The organism is Nocardia sp. NPDC051756, assembly GCF_040681495.1.
Taxonomy (GTDB): domain Bacteria; phylum Actinomycetota; class Actinomycetes; order Mycobacteriales; family Mycobacteriaceae; genus Nocardia.
Genome location: NZ_JBFAYV010000005.1, coordinates 452,108 through 474,787 on the forward strand (window position 1 = coordinate 452,108; position 22,680 = coordinate 474,787).

Annotated in this window: 22 protein-coding genes and 1 pseudogene; 7 read left to right on the forward strand and 16 right to left on the reverse strand. The window is 67.8% G+C overall.

Annotated elements, in window-relative coordinates; genetic code table 11:
- Nucleotides 1-64: 64 nt before the first annotated feature.
- From AB0M22_RS24060 to AB0M22_RS24090, 7 genes are all read right to left on the reverse strand, one after another.
- On the reverse strand, nt 65-757 hold the full coding sequence (locus tag AB0M22_RS24060) for a DUF4333 domain-containing protein (protein ID WP_364730841.1): 693 nt from the start codon (nt 755-757) through the stop codon (nt 65-67).
- Nucleotides 758-876: 119 nt separating this feature from the next.
- Nucleotides 877-3,579 carry an RNA helicase gene (locus AB0M22_RS24065; RefSeq protein ID WP_364730843.1) on the reverse strand — a complete coding sequence of 901 codons (2,703 nt, stop codon included), beginning with the start codon at nt 3,577-3,579 and terminating at the stop codon, nt 877-879.
- A gap of 2 nt (nt 3,580-3,581) precedes the next feature.
- Nucleotides 3,582-4,535 (reverse strand): twin-arginine translocase subunit TatC, encoded by a 954-nt coding sequence (tatC, locus tag AB0M22_RS24070; protein ID WP_364730845.1) that lies wholly within the window; start codon nt 4,533-4,535, stop codon nt 3,582-3,584.
- 114 nt (nt 4,536-4,649) lie between these two features.
- Nucleotides 4,650-4,925, reverse strand: a complete 276-nt coding sequence (gene tatA, locus AB0M22_RS24075; RefSeq protein ID WP_364730848.1) for a Sec-independent protein translocase subunit TatA — start codon at nt 4,923-4,925, stop codon at nt 4,650-4,652.
- 113 nt (nt 4,926-5,038) lie between these two features.
- Nucleotides 5,039-6,064 (reverse strand): 2-dehydropantoate 2-reductase, encoded by a 1,026-nt coding sequence (locus AB0M22_RS24080; protein ID WP_364730850.1) that lies wholly within the window; start codon nt 6,062-6,064, stop codon nt 5,039-5,041.
- Nucleotides 6,061-7,035, reverse strand: coding sequence for a YafY family protein (locus AB0M22_RS24085; protein WP_364730853.1), 975 nt, complete (start codon nt 7,033-7,035; stop codon nt 6,061-6,063). Before AB0M22_RS24085 ends, AB0M22_RS24080 begins: the two co-directional genes overlap by 4 nt.
- The gene (locus tag AB0M22_RS24090) at nt 7,032-8,027 is read right to left on the reverse strand and encodes a YafY family protein (RefSeq protein ID WP_364730856.1); all 996 of its coding nucleotides are present in this window, start codon (nt 8,025-8,027) and stop codon (nt 7,032-7,034) included. The genes AB0M22_RS24085 and AB0M22_RS24090 overlap by 4 nt, the downstream gene beginning before the upstream one ends.
- Before the next feature lie 113 nt (nt 8,028-8,140).
- Between AB0M22_RS24090 and AB0M22_RS24095 the strand changes: the two genes are divergently transcribed.
- Nucleotides 8,141-8,437: an MTH1187 family thiamine-binding protein gene (locus tag AB0M22_RS24095; RefSeq protein ID WP_364730859.1), complete on the forward strand. Its 297-nt coding sequence runs from the start codon at nt 8,141-8,143 to the stop codon at nt 8,435-8,437.
- A gap of 102 nt (nt 8,438-8,539) precedes the next feature.
- Here AB0M22_RS24095 and AB0M22_RS24100 read toward each other — a convergent pair.
- The 7 genes and pseudogenes from AB0M22_RS24100 to dop form a co-directional block, all read right to left on the reverse strand.
- Nucleotides 8,540-8,827, reverse strand: a pseudogene (locus AB0M22_RS24100) (nuclear transport factor 2 family protein); the annotation flags it as partial.
- 203 nt (nt 8,828-9,030) lie between these two features.
- Nucleotides 9,031-9,171, reverse strand: a complete 141-nt coding sequence (locus AB0M22_RS24105; protein WP_364730862.1) for a hypothetical protein — start codon at nt 9,169-9,171, stop codon at nt 9,031-9,033.
- 39 nt (nt 9,172-9,210) lie between these two features.
- Nucleotides 9,211-10,569 (reverse strand): Pup--protein ligase, encoded by a 1,359-nt coding sequence (gene pafA, locus AB0M22_RS24110; protein WP_186818252.1) that lies wholly within the window; start codon nt 10,567-10,569, stop codon nt 9,211-9,213.
- Between the two features lie 199 nt (nt 10,570-10,768).
- Nucleotides 10,769-11,542, reverse strand: coding sequence for a proteasome subunit alpha (gene prcA, locus AB0M22_RS24115; RefSeq protein ID WP_364730866.1), 774 nt, complete (start codon nt 11,540-11,542; stop codon nt 10,769-10,771).
- Complete coding sequence (gene prcB, locus AB0M22_RS24120; protein WP_364730868.1) at nt 11,539-12,399, reverse strand: proteasome subunit beta; 861 nt, start codon at nt 12,397-12,399, stop codon at nt 11,539-11,541. The genes prcA and prcB overlap by 4 nt, the downstream gene beginning before the upstream one ends.
- The gene (locus AB0M22_RS24125) at nt 12,396-12,590 is read right to left on the reverse strand and encodes a ubiquitin-like protein Pup (RefSeq protein WP_150404595.1); all 195 of its coding nucleotides are present in this window, start codon (nt 12,588-12,590) and stop codon (nt 12,396-12,398) included. The genes prcB and AB0M22_RS24125 overlap by 4 nt, the downstream gene beginning before the upstream one ends.
- A 160-nt stretch (nt 12,591-12,750) precedes the next feature.
- A complete protein-coding gene (dop, locus tag AB0M22_RS24130) occupies nt 12,751-14,250 on the reverse strand; it encodes a depupylase/deamidase Dop (RefSeq protein ID WP_364730872.1) in 1,500 nt (499 codons plus the stop codon).
- Nucleotides 14,251-14,405: 155 nt separating this feature from the next.
- Here dop and AB0M22_RS24135 point away from each other — a divergent pair, with 155 nt between their 5' ends.
- On the forward strand, nt 14,406-15,623 hold the full coding sequence (locus tag AB0M22_RS24135) for a DUF418 domain-containing protein (RefSeq protein ID WP_364730874.1): 1,218 nt from the start codon (nt 14,406-14,408) through the stop codon (nt 15,621-15,623).
- A gap of 50 nt (nt 15,624-15,673) precedes the next feature.
- On the opposite strand, the gene AB0M22_RS24140 is transcribed toward AB0M22_RS24135, so the two are convergent.
- Entirely contained in the window at nt 15,674-16,423 is a 750-nt protein-coding gene (locus tag AB0M22_RS24140; protein ID WP_364730877.1) for a DUF6882 domain-containing protein, read from the reverse strand.
- A 64-nt stretch (nt 16,424-16,487) separates the two neighbouring features.
- Here AB0M22_RS24140 and AB0M22_RS24145 point away from each other — a divergent pair, with 64 nt between their 5' ends.
- On the forward strand, nt 16,488-17,051 hold the full coding sequence (locus AB0M22_RS24145; RefSeq protein ID WP_364730880.1) for an NUDIX domain-containing protein: 564 nt from the start codon (nt 16,488-16,490) through the stop codon (nt 17,049-17,051).
- On the opposite strand, the gene AB0M22_RS24150 is transcribed toward AB0M22_RS24145, so the two are convergent.
- Nucleotides 17,020-17,730: a TetR/AcrR family transcriptional regulator gene (locus tag AB0M22_RS24150; RefSeq protein ID WP_364730882.1), complete on the reverse strand. Its 711-nt coding sequence runs from the start codon at nt 17,728-17,730 to the stop codon at nt 17,020-17,022. The genes AB0M22_RS24145 and AB0M22_RS24150 overlap by 32 nt on opposite strands.
- Nucleotides 17,731-17,830: 100 nt before the next feature.
- Here AB0M22_RS24150 and AB0M22_RS24155 point away from each other — a divergent pair, with 100 nt between their 5' ends.
- The 4 genes from AB0M22_RS24155 to AB0M22_RS24170 all read left to right on the forward strand — a co-directional run bounded on the left by AB0M22_RS24155 (nt 17,831) and on the right by AB0M22_RS24170 (nt 22,566).
- The gene (locus AB0M22_RS24155) at nt 17,831-18,730 is read left to right on the forward strand and encodes a diiron oxygenase (protein ID WP_150404590.1); all 900 of its coding nucleotides are present in this window, start codon (nt 17,831-17,833) and stop codon (nt 18,728-18,730) included.
- On the forward strand, nt 18,727-20,484 hold the full coding sequence (locus AB0M22_RS24160; protein ID WP_364730886.1) for a DUF4873 domain-containing protein: 1,758 nt from the start codon (nt 18,727-18,729) through the stop codon (nt 20,482-20,484). Before AB0M22_RS24155 ends, AB0M22_RS24160 begins: the two co-directional genes overlap by 4 nt.
- A 39-nt stretch (nt 20,485-20,523) precedes the next feature.
- Nucleotides 20,524-20,805 (forward strand): DUF427 domain-containing protein, encoded by a 282-nt coding sequence (locus tag AB0M22_RS24165; RefSeq protein ID WP_364730888.1) that lies wholly within the window; start codon nt 20,524-20,526, stop codon nt 20,803-20,805.
- A 138-nt stretch (nt 20,806-20,943) separates the two neighbouring features.
- Nucleotides 20,944-22,566 carry a hypothetical protein gene (locus AB0M22_RS24170; RefSeq protein WP_364730890.1) on the forward strand — a complete coding sequence of 541 codons (1,623 nt, stop codon included), beginning with the start codon at nt 20,944-20,946 and terminating at the stop codon, nt 22,564-22,566.
- The last annotated feature ends 114 nt before the right edge of the window (nt 22,567-22,680 follow it).

Here is a 22,680-nt window from a genome sequence, read left to right on the forward strand (position 1 = left end):
CGGCGATAAAACAACGGTCGGCCCACCGAAGTGGGCCGACCGGAGAGTCGAGCGAGGCCTGGGGCTAGTTCGGGCGGCCTACCTCGTAGGTGCCGTCATCCCGGGTGATCTTGATGGTCACCTTCTTGGCTTCGCCGCTGACCTTGAGGTTGCAGTCGAAGGTCGCGTCGACCTTGACTTCCTGGCCGGACGGGCAGGAGACGTCGCTGACGTCCTGGATGCCATAGGAGTCGGTGAGGACCTTCTTGACGCCGTCCTGGACGGCGGACTGGTCCAGCTTGTCCTTGGAGGTCAGCAGGAGCACGAGGGCGAGGACCGCGCCGATGACCACGACACCGAGCACGACCAGGCCGATGATCAGGCCTTTTCCTTTGCCGCCACCCGGCTGCGGTGGCTGCTGCTGCGCGCCCCACTGCGGCTGCTGACCCCACTGCGGCTGCTGGCCCTGCTGCCAATCCTGCGGCTGCTGGGCCTGGCCCCACTGCGGCTGGCTCGGCTGACTCGGCTGCTGGCCCCACTGCGGCGTGGGCTGCTGCCCCCACTGCGGCTGGGCCGGCTGCTGCGGCTGACCACCCCACGGCTGCTGCGGCGGCTGCTGGTCACCGCCACCCCACTGCTGGGTCGGCTGCGCCGACGCCGGGGTCTGCGGCTGACCACCCCACTGAGGTGTCCCGCCGGGTGCCTGCTGTCCACCCCACTGCTGGGTGGGATCGTTGCGTCCCTCCCCGGGTTCGCTGGGTCCAAACGGGCCGCTCATCTGGTTGCCTCCACTCGCATCGTTGTACACACGGTAGCCCCCCGCGTGGGAACGGTCGGATAACTCGAGTCCTCTGCCACGGTCGGTACGCGAAAGAAATCAAATCACAATCGAATCCGCTACGCGGCGTCCACCGCGACGACACCCCGCCGGATCGCGCGCACCGCCTTCGCGGCGGTCGATGCGACCTCCGGATCGTCAGCACTGCCGTGGATCTGATCGAGCAGATCGATCACCTGCCTGCACCAGCGCACGAAATCGCCCGCGGACAGCGGCGCGGCCTGGTCGCCGCTGGCGAGCAACGACTCGGCCAACCCGTCGCCGCGCGCCCACTTGTGCACGCCGGTGACGAAGCCGAGGTCCGGTTCCCTGGTCGGCGGCAGCTTGTGCCGCGACTCGTCGGCCCGCAGTTCGGTCCAGGCCCGGATGGTCTCGCCGATGGCCCGCCGGATCGGTTCGGTCGGGCCCGAGACGCCGAGATAGCCACCGTCCTGGCGGGATTCGAACACGAGAATCGAGACGACACCGGCCAATTCGGCCGGGCCGAGCCCGCGCCACAGCCCCTGGCGCAGGCATTCGGCGACCAGCAGGTCGCTCTCGGAGTAGATCCGGGCGAGCCTGCGCCCGTCGGCGGTCACCTCGGACTCGTGCACGAACCCGCGCTCTTCCAGCAGACCGACGATCCGATCAAAGGTGCGGGCCAACGAGTTCGTGGTGGCGGCAACCTTCTGGCGCATGGTCTCGGTTTCACGCTCCAGCCGGTTGTAGCGCTCGCCGATGCGCGACATCTGCTCCCGATCCGCGCGGGTGTGCGCCGGATGCGAGCGCAGACTGCGGCGCAATGTCGACAATTCCCGATCGTCGGCGGCGGCAGCCCGCTTGCCGCGGCGCGGGCGGCCGGGCGCGGAAATTCCGGTGCTGCGCAACGCCGAAGCCAGATCGCGACGGGTCTGCGCGGTCCGGTGATCGACCCGGCGCGGCAACCGCATGTGCCCCAATGTCTCCGCGGGCACCGGGAAGTCCGCCACCGAAACCCGGCCGGCCCACTTGTCCTCGGTGAGCACCAGCGGCCGCGGATCACCCGGCGTCGCATCGGGTTCCAGGATGACCGCGAGCCCGGCGCGCCGGCCGGACGGGATGGCCACCACGTCGCCGCGGCGCAACGCGGTCAGCGCGGCGACCGCGACCCCGCGCCGATCCGAGCGGCCCTGCTGTTCGATCTGCCGTTCCCGCTGCTTGATCCGCTCGCGCAGCGAAATGTATTCCAGGAAGCCACCTTCGGCGCCGCCGAGCTGGCTGCGCAGCTTGCGCAGCTGGGCCTCGTTGCGTTCGATGCCGCGCACCAGCCCGACCACCGAGCGATCGGCCTGGAACTGCGCGAACGACCGCTCCAGCAGCGCCCGCGATTCGTCCGAGCCCATCCGGTCGATCAGGTTGATCGACATGTTGTAGCCCGGCTTGAACGAACTGCGCAGCGGATAGGTCCGGGTAGAGGCCAGACCGGCGACCGCACTGGTGTCGACCTCGGGCTGCCACAGCACCACCGCGTGGCCCTCGACGTCGATGCCGCGACGTCCGGCCCGGCCGGTCAGCTGCGTGTATTCACCCGGGGTGAGTTCGGCGTGCGACTCGCCGTTGTACTTGACCAACCGCTCCAGCACGACGGTCCGCGCGGGCATGTTGATGCCGAGAGCCAGTGTCTCCGTAGCGAATACGGCCCGCACCAGACCCTTGACGAACAGCTCCTCGACGGTGTGCCGGAACGCGGGCAGCATCCCCGCGTGGTGCGCGGCCAGTCCCCGATGCACCGCCTCGCGCCACTCCCAGAAGCCGAGCACCTCCAGATCCGCCTTCGGCAGGTCACCGGTGTGCTTCTCGATGATCGCGTCGACCTCTTCGCGGTCCTCCGGCCGGCTCAGATCCAGCCGCGCGCGCAGGCACTGGGCCAGCGCGCCATCGCAACCCGCGCGACTGAAGATGAACGTGATCGCGGGCAGCAGGCCCTCGTCGTCCAGCTTGGCCAGCACCTCGGGTCGGGGCAGCGGCCGGAAGTCGCGCCGCGGTCCCCCGCGCCCGTGCCTCGGCCGATCCCAGCTGTTCGCCCGGTCGGCCGCTTCCCGCTGCCGGATGAACCGCACCAGATCCTCGTCGACCAGCACCTTCTGGTCGGTGGAATCGGAGTCGAACAGGTCGAACATCCGCCGCCCGACCATCACGTGCTGCCACAGCGGCACCGGCCGGGTCTCGTCCACCACCACGGCGGTGTCGCCGCGCACGGTTTCCATCCAGGCACCGAATTCCTCGGCGTTGCTGACCGTCGCCGACAGGCTGACCAGCTTCACGTCCGGCGGCAGGTGCAGGATGACTTCCTCCCACACCGCGCCGCGGAACCGGTCGGCGAGGTAGTGCACCTCGTCCATCACCACGAACGACAGCCCGCGCAACGCGTCCGAGGACGCGTACAGCATGTTGCGCAGCACCTCGGTGGTCATCACGACGACCGGCGCGCCGGGGTTGATCGACTGGTCGCCGGTGAGCAGGCCGACGCTGTCGCGCCCGTAGCGCTCGGTCAGGTCGGCGAACTTCTGGTTCGACAGCGCCTTGATCGGCGTGGTGTAGAAGCATTTTCCGCCCGCGGCCAGCGCCAGGTGCACGGCGAACTCGCCGACGACGGTTTTACCGGCTCCGGTCGGCGCGCATACCAGGACGCTGTGTCCGTCTTCGAGTGCCGTACAGGCGGTGCGCTGGAAGGGATCCAGGCTGAACTTCAGCTCGGTGGAAAACTTCGCAAGCTCGCCCGTATGCGACCGGTGATGTGTCACCGTCAGAGGGTATCGGAGTAGTCCGACATCGAGCGCCCGGTTTTATCCGGGGGTGTCACCAGCGAGTCGGCGGGGTCGATCGGGTCGGGCCCGGTCAGTGAGGACGCCTCTTCGTCGGACAGGGCGGCCAGGTTTTCGGCTTCCTTACGCGCCCGGCGGATGTCGTTGATCCGGGAGAACTGGATCGCGACCTCGAACAGCACGGTCAGCGCGAGCGCCAGCGCCAGCATGGAGAACGGGTCCTGCGGGGTGACGATGGCCGCGAAGACGAACAGGCCGAAGGTGATTCCGCGCCGCCATGCCTTGAGCCGCGCGTAGGTGAGCACCCCGATGAGGTTCAATCCGATGATCAGCAACGGGGTTTCGAAGCTGACGCCGAAGATGACCAGCAGCTGGATGATGAAGCTGAAATACTGTGAACCGCTGAGTGCGGTGATCTGGACGTTGTTGCCGATCGAGAGCAGGAAGCTCAAGGCATGCGCGACAACGATGTACGCCAACGCGGCGCCGGTCGCGAACAACACGGTGCCGGTCGACACGAAACCCACCGCGTACTTGCGCTCTTTCGCGTACAGGCCGGGGGTGATGAACGCCCACAGCTGGTAGAGCCAGATCGGCGCGGCGAGCACGATGCCCGCGGTCATGCCGACCTTCAATCGCAGGGTGAACTGCTCGAACGGCGCGGTGGCCAGCAGCTTGCAGGACCCGTCCGGGCTGATCGCGGCGCGCGCAGAGTCCGGCAGCGAGCAGTAGGGGCCGCGCAGGATGTCGCCGAGGCTCTCGATGCCGAGGAACCCGTACTCGTACCAGATGAACCCCAGCACGGTGGTGGCGATGACCGCCGCGATCGAGACCAGCAACCGGTAGCGCAGTTCCTGGAGATGCTCGACCAACGACATGGTGCCGTCGGGGTTGGTCCGGCGCTTGCTCTGCCGGGGATCGAACGGGATTCGCATGGCTGGTGATTGCCCCTGGGTCGGAAGCTCGGCAACTGAACGCGCTGGCGGACACCGAGGCGACCGCACAATTACCGGAGTGAGTAGCTACTCACCCCGGGACGAGCATCGCGCTCAGAGCGTCTTCGGCTCGGCCTGCGGCTGGGGCTGCTGGGTGACCGACGGGGTCACCGGCTGCGCGGCAGGCAGCTGCTGCGCGGGCTGCGGTACCGGAGCGGCCGACGCATGGTCGGACTCCTTGCCCTCATTCTGCATCTGACTGACTTCGCTCTTGAAGATGCGCAGCGACCGACCCAGGCTGCGGGCCGCGTCGGGCATCCGCTTGGCACCGAAGAACATCACGAAAACGACCGCAATGATCAGCCAGTGCCAGATGCTCAGACTGCCCATGATTATTACCTCCCAAGACTGGTGATGGTTCTGATGCTACCGGAGGGTGACGTGCGCGAACGCACCGTCCGGCCCGGGTCGGCCCGGCGTTCAGCCGAGTGGTGACCACTCTCTCAACGGACGCTCGCGTGCGCGGCCCGCAGTTGTTCGTACAGTTCGGCTCCGGTCCAGGTCCGGCGGTCGCCCTGCTCGGCAGCGACGATCAGTTCGATCAGCCGCTGATTCACCGGTGTGGGCAACCCGACCATCGTCCCCAGACCGATGATTTCCCCACAGAGCCAAGAGATTTCGGTTTTGCGGCCGAGTTCGAGATCATCGGCCATGGACGAGCGGGCCATCGGGTCGACGGCCAGCACCCGACCGAAGACACGCCGGAAAACGCCGTCCGGGACGGTCAGCAGCCTGGCCATCGCGGCGGGCGGCAGCGGGGTCAGGCGGGCGGGGGTAATTCGCGCTTTGTTCATCACCGCGAGCGCCTCCCGCTGGGCCAGCGCCAGGCAGCGGCGATAGTTGCGGTCGGCGAGTTCCTCGCGCAGCGGCCGCCCGGACAACGCGTTGATCGGGTTGTTCAGGTTCAGCAACAGCTTGGCCCACTGCACGGGCCGCAGGTCAGGGTAGCGACGCAACGCCAGGCCGGCCTGCTCGAAGACGCCGGCGAACGGGCGCAGCCCCGGATCGTCCTGCACGGCGAGCACGCCCTGGGTGCCGCGGTGGAATCGGCCGCCCGGGTGGTGCACCACGTTGAACATGACCATGCCGGCCAGCACCACGCAGTTGGGCAGGATCTCCCGGACGACGGTGTCGTTGCCGATGCCGTTCTGCAAGCTCAGCACGACCGTGCCCGGCCGGATCTTGCCGGTGAGCTCGCGCACCGCGTCGGCGGTCGCCGCCGATTTCACCGCGACCAGGACCAGATCCGCCGAACCCACGTCGTCCGGTTCGGTGGCGGTGTGGAAGCGGCCGACGGGCAGCGAGTCGTCGCCGCCGTCGAGGTCGGTCAGCCGCAGGCCGGAGGCGGAGATCTCGTCGAGCATCCGCGGCCGGCCGACGAAGGTCACGTCGGCGCCCGCCACGGCCAGCTTGCCGCCGACGAACAGGCCGATGCTGCCCGCGCCGACCACCATCACCCGACTGCTCACCCGGCCTCCTCGAATCCGGCCGCGGCGTATGCGGCCAGTGCGGCGTTGGAGCGTTCGCGCACGGCGGCCACCAGTTCCGCCGGGCCGAGCACGGTGACGCCGGCGCCGAAACCGAGCAGCAGCCGCGCCATCCAGTCCAGGGTGGCGAACCGCATGGTCGCCTCCAGGCTGCCGTCGGCGTTCACCGCGACCCGGTGCATCGGGTACTGATCGAGCACCCAGGCGTAGTCGCCGTGAATGCGCAAGCGCGCCAAGGGAACCGCGGGATCGTCCTGGAACAGGTCGAGCGCGGCGGACTCCTCGGTGGCGTGGCTCGGCGGCCGGGCCGGCTCGTCGAGTTCGGTGGCCGCCTCGATCCGGTCGAACCGGAACAGGCGCACGCCCTCGGCCTGCCTGCACCAGGCTTGCAGGTAACTCATGTTGTCCACCAACACGATTCGGATCGGATCGACCACGCGTTCGGTGACGACGTCGCGGCTGGCCGAGTAGTAGACCAGGCGCAACGCGCGCTGCCTGGCCAGCGCCGAACGCACGGTGGCGACGGCCGGGGCCTCGGGCGGCGGGACGCGGCTGTGGTCGGGTTCGGCGGCGGAACCGCCGACGATGGCCGATTCGATCTTCGCGATGGCGGCGTGCGCGGCGGTCGGGTCGACCATGCCCGGCATGTCCACGATCGAGCGCAACGCCACCAGCAGCGCGGTCGCCTCGGTGGAGGTCAGGCGCAGCGGACGGTCGATGCCCGCGGAGAAGGTGACCTCGATGCTCTCCTCGGAGAACGACAGGTCGATCAGGTCGCCGGGGCCGTAGCCGGGCAGGCCGCACATCCACAGCTGATTGAGATCGCTCATCAGCTGCTTGCTGGTCACGCCGAGATCGGCGGCGGCCTCGGCGGCGCTGATGCCCGGGTGCGCGATGAAGTACGGGATCATGTTCAGCAGGCGCGAAAGTCGAACGGAGAGCCGGGAGTTCACGCAGTGACCTCCGTGCGATCGAAGACCGAGCGGAGCCGGGCGACGACATCGGTGCGCAGCTCTTCCGGGGCGAGCACGACGGCGTCCGGGCCGAGGCCGGTGATCAGGCGGGCGATCCAGTCGCGCGAGCGCACCGGCAGTTCGACCACCGCGCCGACCCGGCCGCCGATCGTGCGTTCGCCGGTGACCTGGCCGATGCGGCGCAGTTCGCGGCCGCGGCCGTCGGCCACCCAGACCGTGGCGGTGCCGCTGACCGGAGCCGAGCTGGTGACCTGGTCGACGATCTTGCGCAGGTCGATACCGTCCGGTTTGCTGACCGCGTTCTCCGGGCCGTAGGCGGTCACGTCGTCGCCGATCCGGGACAGGCGGAAGCTGCGCACCGCGTCGCGGGCGCGGTCGTGTCCGACCAGGTACCAGCGGCCGTGCCGGGTGACCACGCCCCACGGCTCGACATCGCGCATCAGATACGGGGCGTTGATCGCGCCGCGATGCTCGAATCGCACGGCCTGGCCGGCGTCGATCGCGGCGAGCAGCTTGCCGAGCACCGGTTCCGAGCCGCGGGTCCGCGCCGGAACCGCGGGCACCGAGGCGACGGCGGCATCGGTCTCCACATGAATCCCGGCGGCACGCAGTTTGAGCAAGGCGCCGTCCGCGGCGGCGGCGAGTTCCGGCGATTCCCACATCTGCACGGCGACCGCGACCGCGGCGGCTTCCTCGTCGCTCAGGTCGATCTCGGGCAGCTCGTAGGCGTCCCGGTTGATCCGGTAACCCTCCACCGACGTGTACCGGCCGACCGGCCCGATCTCCAGGGGTATGCCCAGGTCACGCAGCTCGTTCTTGTCTCGTTCGAACATTCGGCTGAACGCCTCGTCGCTGGCCGAATCCTCGTATCCCGCGACGCTGTCCCGGATCCGCTCCGCGGTCAGGAACTGCCGGGTCGACAGCAGCGCGATGACCAGATTCATCAGCCGCTCGACCTTGGATATCGCCACCCGATAGAGGGTAATCGGCCCGGCTCCGCGCGTGCGCGTCGGCGCGCGATTCACTCGATCACATGTGCTGTCGTACGCCATAACCACAGCTCCGGGCGGGCAGTATTGATCTCATGATCATCGCCTTCTCCGTGACCCCACTCGGCACCGGCGTCGACGTCGGCCGCGCCGTCGCCGAGGCCGTCCGCGTCGTGCGCGCCAGCGGCCTGCCCAACCACACCGATGCCATGTTCACTACCATCGAGGGCGAATGGGACGAGGTGATGGCCGTCGTCAAACAGGCCACCGACGCCGTCCTCGCCGCCGCCCCCCGTTGCAGCCTGGTCCTCAAAGCCGACATCCGCCCCGGCGTCACCAACGGCATGACCTCGAAGGTCGAAACCGTAGAGCGCTACCTCGCCGAGGGTTAAGGCCCTGTCGACGGCAGCCGCACACCATCTGACTTCCCGCACACCGACTCGCCGCACTGACACGCGCGCATTTGTCAAAAGGTGTGCGGCTGCGGCGGGAAGCTAATCCGGGATCGGCGTCTGCTCGAAGAGCACGAGCTTCCACTCGCCGCCCGCGCGCAGATAGACGCTCGACATGATGCCGCGGAACGCCGGCGCCCCCGCATCGCCGTAGCCGACGCCGGTGTAGACGAGAATCTTGATGTCCACATCGGCGTCGACCACCCGCGGTTCGAGAATCTCGTAGGTCCGCCACGGCGGTGAATCCTGGAGCGCGGCAACAACTTCGGCGCGCCCCAGCACCATCCCATTCGCCAGCACCAGCACCGCGTCCCCGGTCATCAAAGACCCGTAGAAATCGGCCCCGGACCCGTCACATTACGAGTCCCGGCCCCTAAACTCGACCTAGACCAGCTCGTTCAAATGCTCCGCATCCGCCATAGCCCCGCGGTAGGCAAGATCGCGGCCGCCGACATCCATGCTGAGCCGACCCGCGCAGTGATCCGCCAGGACGTCGCCGAACGCGCAGGACCCTCTGGGCACTCACCAAGCCGTCATCCCTTGGTAGGCCGCCTTGCGAACTCGATCATGTGCTGTCGCAGGTACGCATCCAGCGACCTGCCCGCGGCGACAGCGCACCGACGCAGCACTTCTACGTCGTCGTCCGGCACGTCCTCGATCTCGATGGTCACCATAGCTAAACTCTATGATGCGATCAGCGTCGGAGTCGTGCTTTACATGGACGCGATCAAGCGGTCTACGCGTTCGTCCACCGAGCGGAACGGGTCCTTGCACAGGACCGTGCGCTGGGCCTGGTCGTTGAGCTTGAGGTGGACCCAGTCGACGGTGAAGTCGCGGCCTGCCTCCTGGGCGGCGGTGATGAAGTCGCCGCGGAGTTTGGCCCTGGTGGTCTGGGGCGGGGTGTCGACGGCGGCGTCGACGGCCTCGTCCTCGGTGATGCGCTTGGCCAGGCCCTTGCGCTGGAGCAGATCGAAGACGCCGCGGCCACGCTTGATGTCGTGGTAGGCGAGGTCGAGCTGGGCGATCTTCGGGTCGGACAGCTCCATGCTGTAGCGATCCTGGTAGCGCTGGAACAGCTTGCGCTTGATCACCCAGTCGATCTCGGTGTCGACCTTGGCGAAGTCCTGCGCCTCGACGGCGTCCAGGGTGCGGCCCCACAGATCGACGACCTGGTCGATCTGCGGATCGCGATCGCGGTTGCGCAGGTGCTCGACCGCGCGGGCGTAGTACTCGCGCTGGATGTCCAGGGCACTGGCCTGCCGACCGCCGGCCAACCGCACCGGGCGGCGACCGGTCAGATCGTGACTTACCTCGCGAATGGCGCGAATCGGGTTGTCCAGGGCGAAGTCCCGGAACGAGACGCCCGCCTCGATCATCTCCAGCACCAGCGCCGCGGTGCCGACCTTGAGCATGGTGGTCGGCTCGGCCATGTTCGAGTCGCCGACGATCACGTGCAGGCGGCGGTACTTCTCCGCGTCCGCGTGCGGCTCGTCGCGGGTGTTGATGATCGGCCGCGAGCGCGTGGTCGCGGACGAGACACCCTCCCAGATGTGCTCGGCACGCTGCGACAGGCAGAACGTGGCCGCCTTCGGCGTCTGCAGGATCTTGCCCGCGCCGCAGATCAGCTGGCGGGTGACCAGGAACGGCAACAGCACATCGGAGATCCGGGAGAACTCGCCTGCGCGCACCACGAGGAAGTTCTCGTGGCAGCCGTAGGAGTTGCCCGCGGAGTCGGTGTTGTTCTTGAACAGGTAGATATCGCCGCCGATGCCTTCTTCGGCGAGCCGCTGCTCGGCGTCGATCAGCAACTCTTCGAGGACCCGCTCGCCCGCTCGGTCGTGGGTCACCAGTTGGTGCAGGCTGTCGCACTCGGCGGTCGCGTACTCCGGGTGGGACCCGACATCGAGATAGAGCCGAGCACCGTTGCGGAGGAACACGTTCGAGCTGCGGCCCCAGGACACCACCCGGCGGAAAAGGTACCGGGCTACCTCGTCGGGGGACAGCCGACGGTGACCGTGGAAGGTGCATGTCACACCGAACTCGGTCTCGATCCCCATGATTCGTCGCTGCACACTATCGACATTACAGCCATGTCATGCGGTCGCGTGGGGCTGCGGACAACACGAACGCATACGTCTTCACAACGATTCGGCTCGGCTCACCGGCGCGAGTGGGACTTATCACCCTCGATCCGGCCCTGCGGCGGACACAGTTCGGGCCCGTGCACTGGTGCGGCGCACCCGTGCACGGGCCCTGAATTCTGCTCGGTGGTTACTCCGCCTCGGGAGTCTCCTCCGCCGCCGGTTCGGCAGCCTTGGCCTTGGTGGCCTTCTTGGCCGGACTCAGCAACTGCTCCAGCGCGGAGTTGGTGACCCGGCGGAACGCCCGCCGCGGCCGCGCCTGCTCCAGCGCCGCGACCTCGAGCGAGTTCACGTCGAGCACCCGCTTTTCCTTCTCCGCGCCCTCGGGCACGCCCGCCTGCAGCGCCCCGACCGCGACCTTGATCGCGCCGGCCAGGTCCAGACCGGGCTTGTAGGACGCCTTCAACGCGGTCAGGATCGGCTCGGTCGTGCCGCCCATCACCACGTATTCGCGTTCGTCCACGATCGACCCGTCGAAGGTGATCCGGTACAGCACCGAGGTCGGCTGCTGCTCCGGATAACCCACCTCCGCCACACAGATCTCCACCTCGTAGGGCTTGAGCTGATCGGTGAAGATCGAGCCGAGCACCTGGGCGTAGGCGTTGGCCAGTGCGCGGCCGGTCACGTCGCGGCGGTCGTACTGGTAACCGCGAATGTCGGCCTGCAGGATTCCGCTGCGGCGCAGATTCTCGAACTCGTTGTACTTGCCGACCGCGGCGAAACCGACCCGGTCGTAGAGCTCACTCACCTTGTGCAGCGTCGCGGACGGGTTCTCCGCGACGAACAGCACACCCTTGTCGTACACCAGGACCACGACGCTGCGACCCCGACCGATGCCCTTGCGCGCGAGCTCGGTCTTGTCCCGCATGATCTGCTCGGCGGACGCGTAATAAGGCAGTGTCATGCGCGGGCACTCCCCTCTTCAGCGGCCTCACGATCGGCGACGATGCCGCGCGCGATCACCTCGAGGCGGTCCTCGGTCACCTCGACCGCACCTTCCTCGTCGATCACGATCGCCGTCGGATAGATCCCGCGCATCAGATCGGGACCACCCGTCGCGGTGTCGTCGTCGGCCGCGTCGAACAGCGCCTCCACGGCGATGCGCAGCGCGCGCTCCTGATCAATTCCCTTGGCGTACAGCTTCTTCAGCGACCCCTTGGCGAAGACCGAACCCGATCCCACCGCGGCGTAACCGAACCGCTCCTCGCTGCGTCCACCCACCACGTCGTAGGACACGATGCGACCGACCTTGTCCGGATCGGTGGCATTCACGTCGTAACCGACCAACATCGGAACCACCGCCAGCCCCTGCAGGGCGGCGGGCAAGTTCTCGCGCACCATCTTCGACAGCTTGTTGGACTTGCCGTCGAAGGTCAGGGATACGCCCTCGAGCTTCTCGTAGTGCTCCAGCTCCACCGCGAAGATCCGCACCATCTCGACGGCCATGCCCGCGGTGCCGGCGATGCCGGCCGCGGAGTAGCTGTCGGTGATGTAGACCTTCTCGATGTCCCTGCTGGCCAACAGGTTTCCCTGGGTGGCCCGCCGGTCACCGGCGATGAGCACGCCACCGCGGTAGCTGATCGCGACGATGGTGGTGCCATGCGGCGCGATGTCCTTCGCACTGGTGGCGCTCAGTGCCGCGCCATCGATCGGTCCGAACTTGTTGCCGGGCAACATTTCCGGAGCGTGCATGCGAAGGTATTCGGAGAAGGACGAGAGGGCGTACCCCAGGTGGAGACGCGAGGGGTCACCTACTGTCACTGGCCGCCTTTCTGAACGTACGCACGGACGAAGTCTTCGGCGTTCTCCTCGAGCACATCATCGATCTCGTCGAGCAGGTCGTCGGTGTCCTCCGCCAGCTTTTCGCGGCGCTCCTGACCGGCGGCGTCCGCACCCTCCGGACCATCATCCTCGTCGCCGCCCCCGGCGCGCTTGGTCTGCTCTTGTGCCATGGCAGCCGACCTCCTCTGTCCTCATCATGACCGGAGCTCAATTCTGAGCACGGCCCCGGTCATGAGCAATGTCCGTGCTCGTTCTTCAACACTACCCAGCCCGACCGACGCAGTGTCGTATTCCGTGCCGATGCAGGCCGAGTCGGTAGCCCTCTTGTGATCAGGCTGTGAGCTGTTCCACAAGATCAGCGGCCGAGGTCACGCCGTCCAGCAGCTTGCCTACGTGCGCCTTTGTCCCGCGGCGCGGTTCCAGGGTGGGGATGCGGACCAGCGAATCGCCGCCCAGGTCGAAGATCACCGAATCCCAGCTCGCCGCGGCGATGTCGGCGCCGAAGCGGCGCAGGCATTCGCCGCGGAAGTAGGCCCGAGTGTCGGTGGGCGGGTTGGTCATCGCGTCCAGCACCTGCTGCTCGGTGACGAGCCGTTTCATCGACCCACGGGCCACCAGGCGGTTGTACAGGCCCTTGTCCAGGCGCACGTCGGAGTACTGCAGGTCCATCAGGTGCAGCTTCGGCGCGGCCCAGCCGAGGCCCTCGCGCTGGCGCATGCCCTCGAGCAGGCGCAGCTTGGCCGGCCAGTCGAGCAGGCTCGCGCACTCCATCGGGTCGCGCTCGAGCAGGTCGAGCACCATGGCCCAGTTCTCGATGATGTCCTGTACGCGCTTGTCGTCGTTGCCGGTGCGATCGACGAACTTGATCACCCGGTCCAGGTACATCCGCTGCAGCGCAAGGCCGGTCAGCTCGCGGCCGTCGGTGAGCGCGACGGTGGCGCGCAGCGTCGGGTCGTGGCTGATCGTGTGCACCGCGGTGACCGGGCGGGCCAGCTGGAATTCGGACAGGTCCTCGCCGGCCTCGATCAGGTCGAGCACCAGCGCGGTGGTGCCGACCTTGAGGTAGGTGGACATCTCGGCCAGGTTGGCGTCGCCGATGATGACGTGCAGCCTGCGGTACTTGTCCGCGTCGGCGTGTGGCTCGTCGCGGGTGTTGATGATGCCGCGCTTGAGCGTGGTCTCCAGGCCGACCTCGACCTCGATGTAGTCGGCGCGCTGGGACAACTGGAAGCCGGCGTGATCGCCGGACTGGCCGATGCCGACCCGGCCGGAACCGGTGATCACCTGGCGCGAGACGAAGAACGGGGTGAGGCCGAGAATGATCTGGTTGAACGGGGTGTCGCGGCTCATCAGGTAGTTCTCGTGGGTGCCGTAGGAGGCGCCCTTGCCGTCGACGTTGTTCTTGTAGAGCTGCAAGCGCGGGGCGCCGGGCACGCTGGACGCGTGCCGCGCGGCGGCCTCCATCACGCGCTCGCCCGCTTTGTCCCAGATGACCGCGTCCAGTGGATCGGTCACCTCCGGCGCGGAATATTCGGGGTGGGCGTGGTCGACGTAGAGCCGGGCGCCGTTGGTGAGGATCATGTTCGCCGCGCCGACCTCGTCGGCGTCGATCACCGGCGCGGGCCCGTTCATCCGGCTCAGGTCGAAGCCGCGCGCGTCGCGCAGCGGCGACTCCACCTCGTAGTCCCAGCGGGTGCGTTTCGCCCGCGGCACACCCTCGGCGGCGGCGTAGGCGAGCACGGCCTGCGTGGAGGTGAGGATCGGGTTGGCCGACGGCTCGGTTGGGGTCGAAATGCCGTACTCGACCTCGATTCCGATGATGCGCTGCATGGGTCGAGCCTAACGGGCATCGCCGGGCGAAGTCCGTGGGCTGCCCGCGCCGGGCCGGGTGTCGGCGGCGTAGGCACTGGTGGAGCCCAATCTCATACCGCGGGTAGTACTTCCGGAGGACCCGCGCGAGCGCCGGTCGGCGGGACAGTCTTGGTATGACCGAATCTCTCGCCGATCCGCAGGTCGGCACCGCAGCGCGACACCGTGCGCCGGACGCCCCCGCCGAGGCCGGGCACTCGCGACTGGTCGCGCTGGACGTGCTGCGCGGAATCGCGATCCTCGGCACCCTCGGCACCAACATCTGGATCATGACCAACCGCGAGGGGCTGGTCGGCTATATCGACGAGTTGAAGGACCCAGCGACCGGCTGGCTGTGGGCCGAGCGGGTGTTGCAGCAACTGGCGCAGGGCAAGTTCCTCGGGCTGCTGACCATCATGTTCGGCATCGGGCTGGCCATCCAGCAGGGCTCGGCGCAGCGGGGCGGGCGGCGCTGGCCGGGCAAGTATCCGATCCGGGCCGGGCTGTTGCTGTTGGACGGGCTACTGAACTTCGTCTTCGTCGCGGAGTTCGACGTGCTGATGGGGTACGCGGTGACCGGGTTGCTGGTCGCCTTCGTGCTCGCGACAAGCGAACGCGCGCAACGACGTTGGCTGATCGTGTCGGCCGGCATCCATGTCGCGATGCTCACCGCGATCGGGTTGGCCATGGCGTTCGCACCGCGCGAAGATCCGGCGCCCCGCACACCGCTGGACCCGAATCCTTATGCGGACGGGTCGTTCTGGGATCTCGTGGTGTTCCGGCTGCACAACGCGGGCGAGTTCCGTGGGGAGACGGTGTTCGTGTTCGCCATGTCGGTGGCGTTGTTCCTGCTCGGCGCGCGACTGTTCCGGGCCGGGGTGTTCCGGCCGGAGGGCGCGCCGATGCGCAAGTGGCTGATGATCGCCGGGTTCGGCGTCGCCGCGCCGATCGACCTGATCGCCGGCATCGCAGGCAACGGCGACTACTTCATTTTCACCCGCTACGGCACCGCACCCGTTGTCGCGCTGGGCATTCTGGCCCTGGTCGCGCACTTCTACCTGCGGCGAGCCGAGGTCGGTTTCCTCGGCCGGCGCATGACCGAGGTCGGGCGCACCGCGCTGAGCTGCTACATCTTGCAGAACTTCGTGGCGTCGATCCTGTGCTACGGCTGGGGTTTCGGGCTCGCGGCTCGCGTCTCCCCCGATGCGCGGGTGCCGTTCACCGTGGGCATCTACCTGCTGGTGTCGCTGATCATCGTGACCGGAGCGCACTTCTGGCTGCGGCGCTTCGAGCGCGGGCCGGTCGAATGGGCGTGGAACCGCAGCTTCCAGGCGTTGACCGGCGGGAAAGCCTGATCGAAACCGGAGGGCGTCCGAGCGGGCGTCCTCCGTTCGGCGGCCTGCCGCTACAACGAGTTGGCCGAGTGCGCTTTCGACGGCAGCTCGATGCGATCGATGACCACCCCGACGTCGAGGTTCGCGACGAGCCCGTCGCGGTCGAATTCGATGCTCCCCGCCATGCCCGACCCACTGAATTCCAGCAAACGCTGGCCCTCGACGAACTCGGTCACCAATCCCCGTCTGCTCAGATAACTCTGGGTCGCCCGCCGATAGTCGACCAGCGGCAGCGCGCCTATTCCGTGCGCCAATACCCGCGCGATCCCGGACGCGCTCGGCGGCGGCAGTTCGAACGCCGGATGCTCGACCAGAAACGCCACACAGGTACCGTCGGTGACCCCGCAGTACGAACTCCAATGCCCGGAAATCACTTTCGCGGCGTCCGCGAGCAGCTCGGCCACCTGGTGCGGCTGCGGCGCCGCCCGGCCGAGCGCGACCGGCATTTCCGCGGCACACAATTCGGCGACGCCATAGCGGAAACCGAACTCGCGCACCATCCGCGCCACCGCGATCAGCGACTTCGGGAAGCCCCACGGATTCGCCCAGGCCCACAGCCAGGTCTCCGCGTCGGCGGTGCCGAGCAGGTGAAAGTCGGTGCATTCGAATGTCTGCTCGTCGCCGACGAATTCGAGCCTGCGCCCCTCCATATCGGCCTGCCAGCGGTGCGGACCCAGCAGTTCCTCGACGTGTAGCCGGTGTTCGAGCGACAGCAACCCCGCGTCATCGAGCAGCCTCGTCAAGGGCACAGGTTCGGACACCGGCATGAGCGTAGTCAACGCACTCCCCCTCGTATGTAACGCCCGATCCCACTAGTTTCATGAGGTGACCTTGGCCGACCGTTATCCGTTGTTGCACACCCCGACCCACTGGGCCTGGGGTGATATGGATGTCCAGTTCGCCACCGAAGCACCGCCCGACGAACTGGTCACCAACATCCACCTCGTCTGCTTCGTCGGCGAGGATATCGTGCTGTGCCGCGACGACCGCGACATTTGGCTGCTCCCCGGCGGCACCCGCGAACGCGGCGAATCCATCGACGAATGCCTCCGCCGTGAACTCCGCGAAGAAGCAGGCGCCCACCCTACCGGCCCGGTCCGCTGGATCGGCGCGCACTATGCCACCAGCAATCAGGCTGCGCCCTTTCGCGATTGGCAGCCGCATCCGCACAAGGCATGGCTCTGGTGTGCCGCCGATGTCGTGCTGGATTCCGCGCCGACCAATCCGGACGACGCCGAGCAAATCCTCGAGGTCCGTACTTTCCCGGTCGCCGAGGCCATGCGGCTGGCCCGCACCGACGGCGAGCATTTGGCCGAATTGATTGCGCTGGCAGTCGAATTGCACCGCCCTGACGGGACTACCGGGCGCGCAACGCTTCCGGCCGGATGAGCAGATCGCCGACGACCACGTCGCGTTCCAGCGGAACACCGAGACTGCGCGCGTTACCCTCGAACAGGGCCAGCACCGACTCGGTGAGAATGCCCTCGACCTGATCGGAGGACAGGTTGGTGGCCGGGTCGGCGCGCCAGCTGTTCACCACGCCGTCGACGAAGCCGATGATGCCGAACGCCATCGGCCGGGCCCGGCCGGGATCGATCCCGAAGCGGGACAGCCAGATCGCGAACAGGTCGGCCAGCCGTCCGCCGATCCGGTCGCGCGCGCCGGCCAGCGACGAATCGCCCTGGGGCGCCGCGCCACCGATGAAACGGTGCAGGTTGGGGTGCCGTTCGACCCAGCGGACATAGGTGCCGACCGCGCCGCGCACGGCGTCGCGCACCGTGCCCTCGGGGTCGAGCTTCGGCATGATCTGTGCCAGTAGCGATTCCAGGATCTGCCGGCGGATCTGCTCGTCCAGGTCGGTGCGGCCGTCGAAATGTCGGTAGACCACCGGGCGCGGCAGCTTGAGCCGGTCGGCGATCTGCTGCACCGACACCTCGACGCCGTGCTCCTCGATGACCGTGATCGCGGCGTCGATCACGTCCGCCCGGCGCTGCGCTTTGTGCCCGTTCCAGCGGGTAGCGCGGCCGTCGGTGACGGGAGGCTCGAGGTTTCCGCTGGTCGTGGTCACAGAGTCACGATACCCGCAAGTAGGTTGACTGCGACAGGCCGTCTCACTAATCTAAATGTGACAGCTTGTATCGGTTAGTCGACAATGTTGGAGAGCAGTCATGGGCAACGAGGCCGCACTGATCCCGCAAGAGTCCTTCGCGCAGCGCCTACTGACCGGATCGGTCAAGAAGTCCTACGACCCGGTGGTCGACATGGACTGGGACGCGCCGCTGGATCCGGACAAACTCTTCCTCCCCGCGGAGGTCGTGTCGCTCTACGGCACCGAGCTGTGGGAGTCGATGACGCCACAGCAGCAGCGCGAACTGTCCCGGCAGGAATTGGCGAACGTGCTCTCGGTCGGCATCTGGTTCGAGAACCTGCTGAACCGACTCCTGTTGCGCGAGTTGCTCGCTGACGATCCGACCACCCGGCACTCGCACTACACGCTGGTCGAGATGGGCGACGAGTGCCGGCACATGATGATGTTCGGCAAGCTGATCGACCGCATCGAGGCCCGGCCGTATTGGCCGCGGCGCGCGGGCAGGCTGGCCATCGGCGTGCTGCCGATCTTCTTGCGCGGCTCCATGACCTGGGTCGGCGCACTGGTCGGCGAGGAGATCTTCGACGCGATCCAGCGGCGCACCCTGGACGATCCGGAGTTGCAGCCCTTGGTCTCTCGCGCAATGCGCATCCACGTCACGGAGGAGGCGCGGCACATCGGGTTCGCCCGGGACGCGCTGGCCAGGATGGTGCCGACCATGTCGCGGGCCGAACTCGCCTACACCCGACTGTGTGTCGCGGTCGCGGCCCCGCTGTTCGTCTATCTGCTGACCAACCGGCACATGTACACCCGCGCCGGCCTGGACGGGCGCGCCGCCCGGCGGATCGCGGCCGGCAACCCGGATGCCAAGAAGGCGCTGGGCATCGGCGCCGCGAATCTCGGTGTGTTCCTGCAGAAGCAGGGTCTCATCGGGCCGGTCGGCGAGTGGATCTGGCGGCGACGGGGGCTGCTCGCATGAGCAAAGACCCCGAAATCGTCATTGTCGGTGCCGGTTTCGGCGGTCTCGGCATGGCCATCGAGTTGCGCAAGGCGGGCATCGACGACTTCGTCGTGCTGGAGAAGGCCGGCGAGATCGGCGGCACCTGGCGGGAGAATACCTATCCCGGCGCGGGCTGCGACGTGATGTCGCTGATGTATTCGTACTCGTTCGAGCCGAACAAGCGCTGGTCGCGGATGTTCGCCCGGCAGCCGGAAATCCTGGACTACCTGCGCCGCACCGTCGACAAATACGACCTGCGCAGGCACATCCGGCTGAACTCCGAGGTGGTGACCCTCGACTTCGACGACGCCGCCGACCGCTGGGACATCGGTCTCGCGGACGGGCGGACCGTCAGCCCGCGCCTGGTCGTGATGGCACCCGGACCATTGCACGAACCGTCGGTGCCGGAGTTCCCGGGCCGGGACACGTTCCGCGGCAAGAGTTTCCATTCGGCGCAGTGGGACCACGAGTTCGACGTGCGCGGCAAGCGGATCGCGGTGATCGGAACCGGGGCCAGCGCGGTGCAATTCGTGCCGCAGATCGCCAAAGAGGCGGCGCAGGTGACGGTTTTCCAGCGCACGCCGCACTGGATCATTCCGAAGCCGGACCGTCCGTTGTCCTCGGTGGAGCACGGGATATTCCGGTATCTGCCCGGCGCGCAACGGCTTTACCGGTGGGCCATCTACTGGGGCTACGAGTCGATGATCCCGGCGTTCATGAATCCGGAACTGATGCGTCAGGTGGAGAAGGTCGCCCGCGGCCACCTGCGCCGCCAGGTGCACGACCCCGAGCTGCGCGACCGGCTGACCCCGGACTACCGGCTCGGGTGCAAGCGAATCCTGGTGTCCAACAACTTCTATCCCGCGTTGCAACGCGACAACGTGCACCTGGAGACCATCCCCATCGCGGGTCTCACCGAGACCGGCGTCGCCACCGTCGACGGTACCGAGACCGACTTCGACGCGATCGTCTACGGCACCGGTTTCAAGATCTCCGACCGGTTCGCCGATCAGCATATCGTCGGCGCCGACGGCCTTGCGCTGCAAGCGGCTTGGCGCGACGGGGTGGAGGGGTTCCTCGGCGTCGCGGTGCACGGGTTCCCCAACATGTTCCTCATCGTCGGCCCGAACTCCGGCGGCGGGCATCAGTCGATCGTCTTCATGATCGAAGCGCAGGCCCGCTACATCCGCCAGTGCGTCGAGCTGTTGCGCAAGACGTCGAGCACCCGGATGGAGGTGCGCGCGGCGACCCAGCACGAGTTCAATCGCCGCACCCAGCAGAAACTGGCGGGCACCGTGTGGAATGCGGGCGGCTGCGACAGCTGGTACCTGGACGAGCACGGCGTCAACCGCGCCGCCTGGCCTGGTTCGAGCGTCTCCTACTGGCGCACCATGCGCCACCCCGACTCTGGCCACTACGACCTGACCGTGGCGGCCGATCGTGAACCGGCACACGAGTATTCGGGTCCGGCCACGCTCGACTCCCCCGGCTCGCTGCTCTCGGTGACGGTCTCGCTCAGCGGTCACGCAGACCCGATCGACGGCCAGTACCACTGGTACGGCCGGATCACCGGCGACGACCTGCCCGACCCCGGCCGCGCCGAGGTCTTCCTCACCCTCCCCGGTCGCTTCCCCACCGCGGGCCGCCTCCAGGAGCGTGACCCGTGGGGCAACGTGCGCATCGTCGGCATCGGCGACCCGCCATATCCACTGGAGCCCGCCGAGGTCCATTGATCAGTGGGCCACCCTCGAACCTCAGGCAGTATCGATGTCATGGCAAAGGCAACCTGGCAGGGCCGCGTTCTCGCGAGCAGCGACGACACGGTCATCGTCGAAGGCAACCACTACTTCCCACCCGACTCCGTGTACACCGAGTTCTTCCAGCCGTCCGAGACCAACACGTTCTGCCCGTGGAAGGGCACCGCGAGCTACTACACCGTCGTAGTCGACGGCGAAACCAATCCCGACGCGGCCTGGTACTACCCCGATCCCAAACCCGAAGCCGCCCAGATCAAGGACTACGTGGCGTTCTGGCGGGGTGTGGACGTCGCCTGACGGTCGCCGGGCGTAGACATCGGCACAAAGAATCGGCGGCAGGTTCGGCAATCTGTCAATACCATGCGGTCGGGTCATGGGGTGGGCTGGAGTTCACGGCGGTGCGCGGCATCGTCGAGAACTCTCCGGAAGGCCCCCATGACACTGTCGTCACTGCGGATCGCCGCGGCCGGCGCGCTTTGCTGCGCGCTCGCCGTCGGCACCGCCGCGCTGCCCGCGAACGCCGATCCTGGCCAGACCTGGTACGTGAGCGCGATCGCCGCGCCCGGCGGAAACGGCACGGAAGCAACGCCTTTCAATTCCTTGCCGGCGGTCCAGCAGGCCTCGGGTGACGGTGACACGATCGTCGTGCTGCCCGCGCCGCTCGGCACTGCCCCGCTCGACGGCGGTCTCGCGCTCAAACCCGGCCAGCACCTGCTCGGCCGCACAGCGCCCGGAAGCGTTGCGGCCGTGGCCAATACGACCGCCGCCAACGACGGTGACGCGGTCCGCCTGGCCCCGAACACGGAGGTCCGCGACCTCACCGTCACCAGCGCCCAGCGCGGCGGCATCTACGGCCGCAATGTCGGCAGCACGGTCCTGGCGGGCAATACGGTCGCCGCCACCAACCGCGGCTGCCACGACGGATTCCTGGTGCAGCCCTTCCCGCCGATGATCGGTGTCCCGTTCGGCATGTCGCTCCCGGCCACCCCGAACCTGGTCGCCCTGAACAACGGCTGGGCGGGCATCATGATCGACGCCGACGCCGGCGCGAGCACCCTCGTCCTCGAACGAAACACCGTGCACGACACCGCCTGTGGCGACGGCATCGACGTGCGCAGTACTGGTTCGGCTCAGGTCGACGCCACCATCACCGACAACCTGACGCAGAACATCAACGAGGGCATCGCCAAACTCTCGGTCCTGGCCATGGGCTTGCAGAGCACCGGAACCTCCTCGCTCACCGCCGCATTGCGCGGCAACACCCAGCGCGGCATCGCGCTGCCCGCGAACGATCCGCTCAACGCGGCCGCGGACAGCGAAGGCATCTTCGTCAACGCCGCCGACCGCGCCCGCATGCGAATCACCATCGACCGCAACAGCTATCGGCACGGCGGCGGCCACCTCTCGGCCAACGGCATCGAATTCGTCACCAGCAACGGCACCCCGGACAGCGAGGTGACCCTCACCGACAGCGAATTCCTCGACGTCCCCGGCGATATCGTGCAGAACCTGAATCTCAGCACGGAGGGCGCCCGGCACGTCATGGCCATCGACGGCCTCACCGCCTCTGGCTCCAATTTCCCTGGCGCCGTGCTCAACCCGCTGGTGCCGGGCAATCTGGGCAGTTGCCTGTTCTCCGCCAGTTTCGGCCGGGACAACACCACCGCCCTCACCCTGCGCAACGCGCAGCTGAGCCGATGCAGCGCCGACGGCATCGGCGTCTACGCCTACTCCCCCGCCGGCCCGGCCCCGGCCACGGCGACCATGCGTTTCGACATCGCCGACACGACGGTCGCCGACAGTACGGTGGCCGACCTGCACGTCCGCGCGGTCGGCGACCTGGCCCAGCTGACCGGCAAGATCGAACGCTCCCGCTTCGCCGGCCCGGTCACCCTCGGCCGGAGCGACAGCACGCTCGGCCCGGGCTCGGTGCTCGACTTCGGCGGCGGCCGCCTCGGCAGCGCCGGAAACAACTGCTTCGCGCCCGCTACCGCGGCCGCCATGGCCGCGCCGGGCCTGCCGCTGGATCAGCCCGGTTCCTGGCCGGTTTGCGGCTGAATTTGGTCAAATGCACAATGCCGCGCGCCACACTCTGCGCGTTTGCCGCTAGCGCACACACTCTCTCATGCGTTCTGCTGATAGATGACGATGAGGTCATCCCCGTCCCCACAC

What these genes read in the sequence shown, in the direction of transcription:
- prcA (WP_364730866.1), bottom strand. Translation starts at nt 11,542, where the DNA reads ATGACACTGCCTTATTACGCGTCCGCCGAGCAGATCATGCGGGACAAG.
- tatC (WP_364730845.1), bottom strand. Translation starts at nt 4,535, where the DNA reads ATGCGAATCCCGTTCGATCCCCGGCAGAGCAAGCGCCGGACCAACCCC.
- AB0M22_RS24095 (WP_364730859.1), top strand. Translation starts at nt 8,141, where the DNA reads ATGATCATCGCCTTCTCCGTGACCCCACTCGGCACCGGCGTCGACGTC.
- AB0M22_RS24160 (WP_364730886.1), top strand. Translation starts at nt 18,727, where the DNA reads ATGAGCAAAGACCCCGAAATCGTCATTGTCGGTGCCGGTTTCGGCGGT.
- AB0M22_RS24105 (WP_364730862.1), bottom strand. Translation starts at nt 9,171, where the DNA reads ATGGTGACCATCGAGATCGAGGACGTGCCGGACGACGACGTAGAAGTG.
- AB0M22_RS24135 (WP_364730874.1), top strand. Translation starts at nt 14,406, where the DNA reads ATGACCGAATCTCTCGCCGATCCGCAGGTCGGCACCGCAGCGCGACAC.
- tatA (WP_364730848.1), bottom strand. Translation starts at nt 4,925, where the DNA reads ATGGGCAGTCTGAGCATCTGGCACTGGCTGATCATTGCGGTCGTTTTC.
- AB0M22_RS24165 (WP_364730888.1), top strand. Translation starts at nt 20,524, where the DNA reads ATGGCAAAGGCAACCTGGCAGGGCCGCGTTCTCGCGAGCAGCGACGAC.
- AB0M22_RS24170 (WP_364730890.1), top strand. Translation starts at nt 20,944, where the DNA reads ATGACACTGTCGTCACTGCGGATCGCCGCGGCCGGCGCGCTTTGCTGC.
- dop (WP_364730872.1), bottom strand. Translation starts at nt 14,250, where the DNA reads ATGCAGCGCATCATCGGAATCGAGGTCGAGTACGGCATTTCGACCCCA.
- AB0M22_RS24125 (WP_150404595.1), bottom strand. Translation starts at nt 12,590, where the DNA reads ATGGCACAAGAGCAGACCAAGCGCGCCGGGGGCGGCGACGAGGATGAT.
- AB0M22_RS24060 (WP_364730841.1), bottom strand. Translation starts at nt 757, where the DNA reads ATGAGCGGCCCGTTTGGACCCAGCGAACCCGGGGAGGGACGCAACGAT.
- AB0M22_RS24155 (WP_150404590.1), top strand. Translation starts at nt 17,831, where the DNA reads ATGGGCAACGAGGCCGCACTGATCCCGCAAGAGTCCTTCGCGCAGCGC.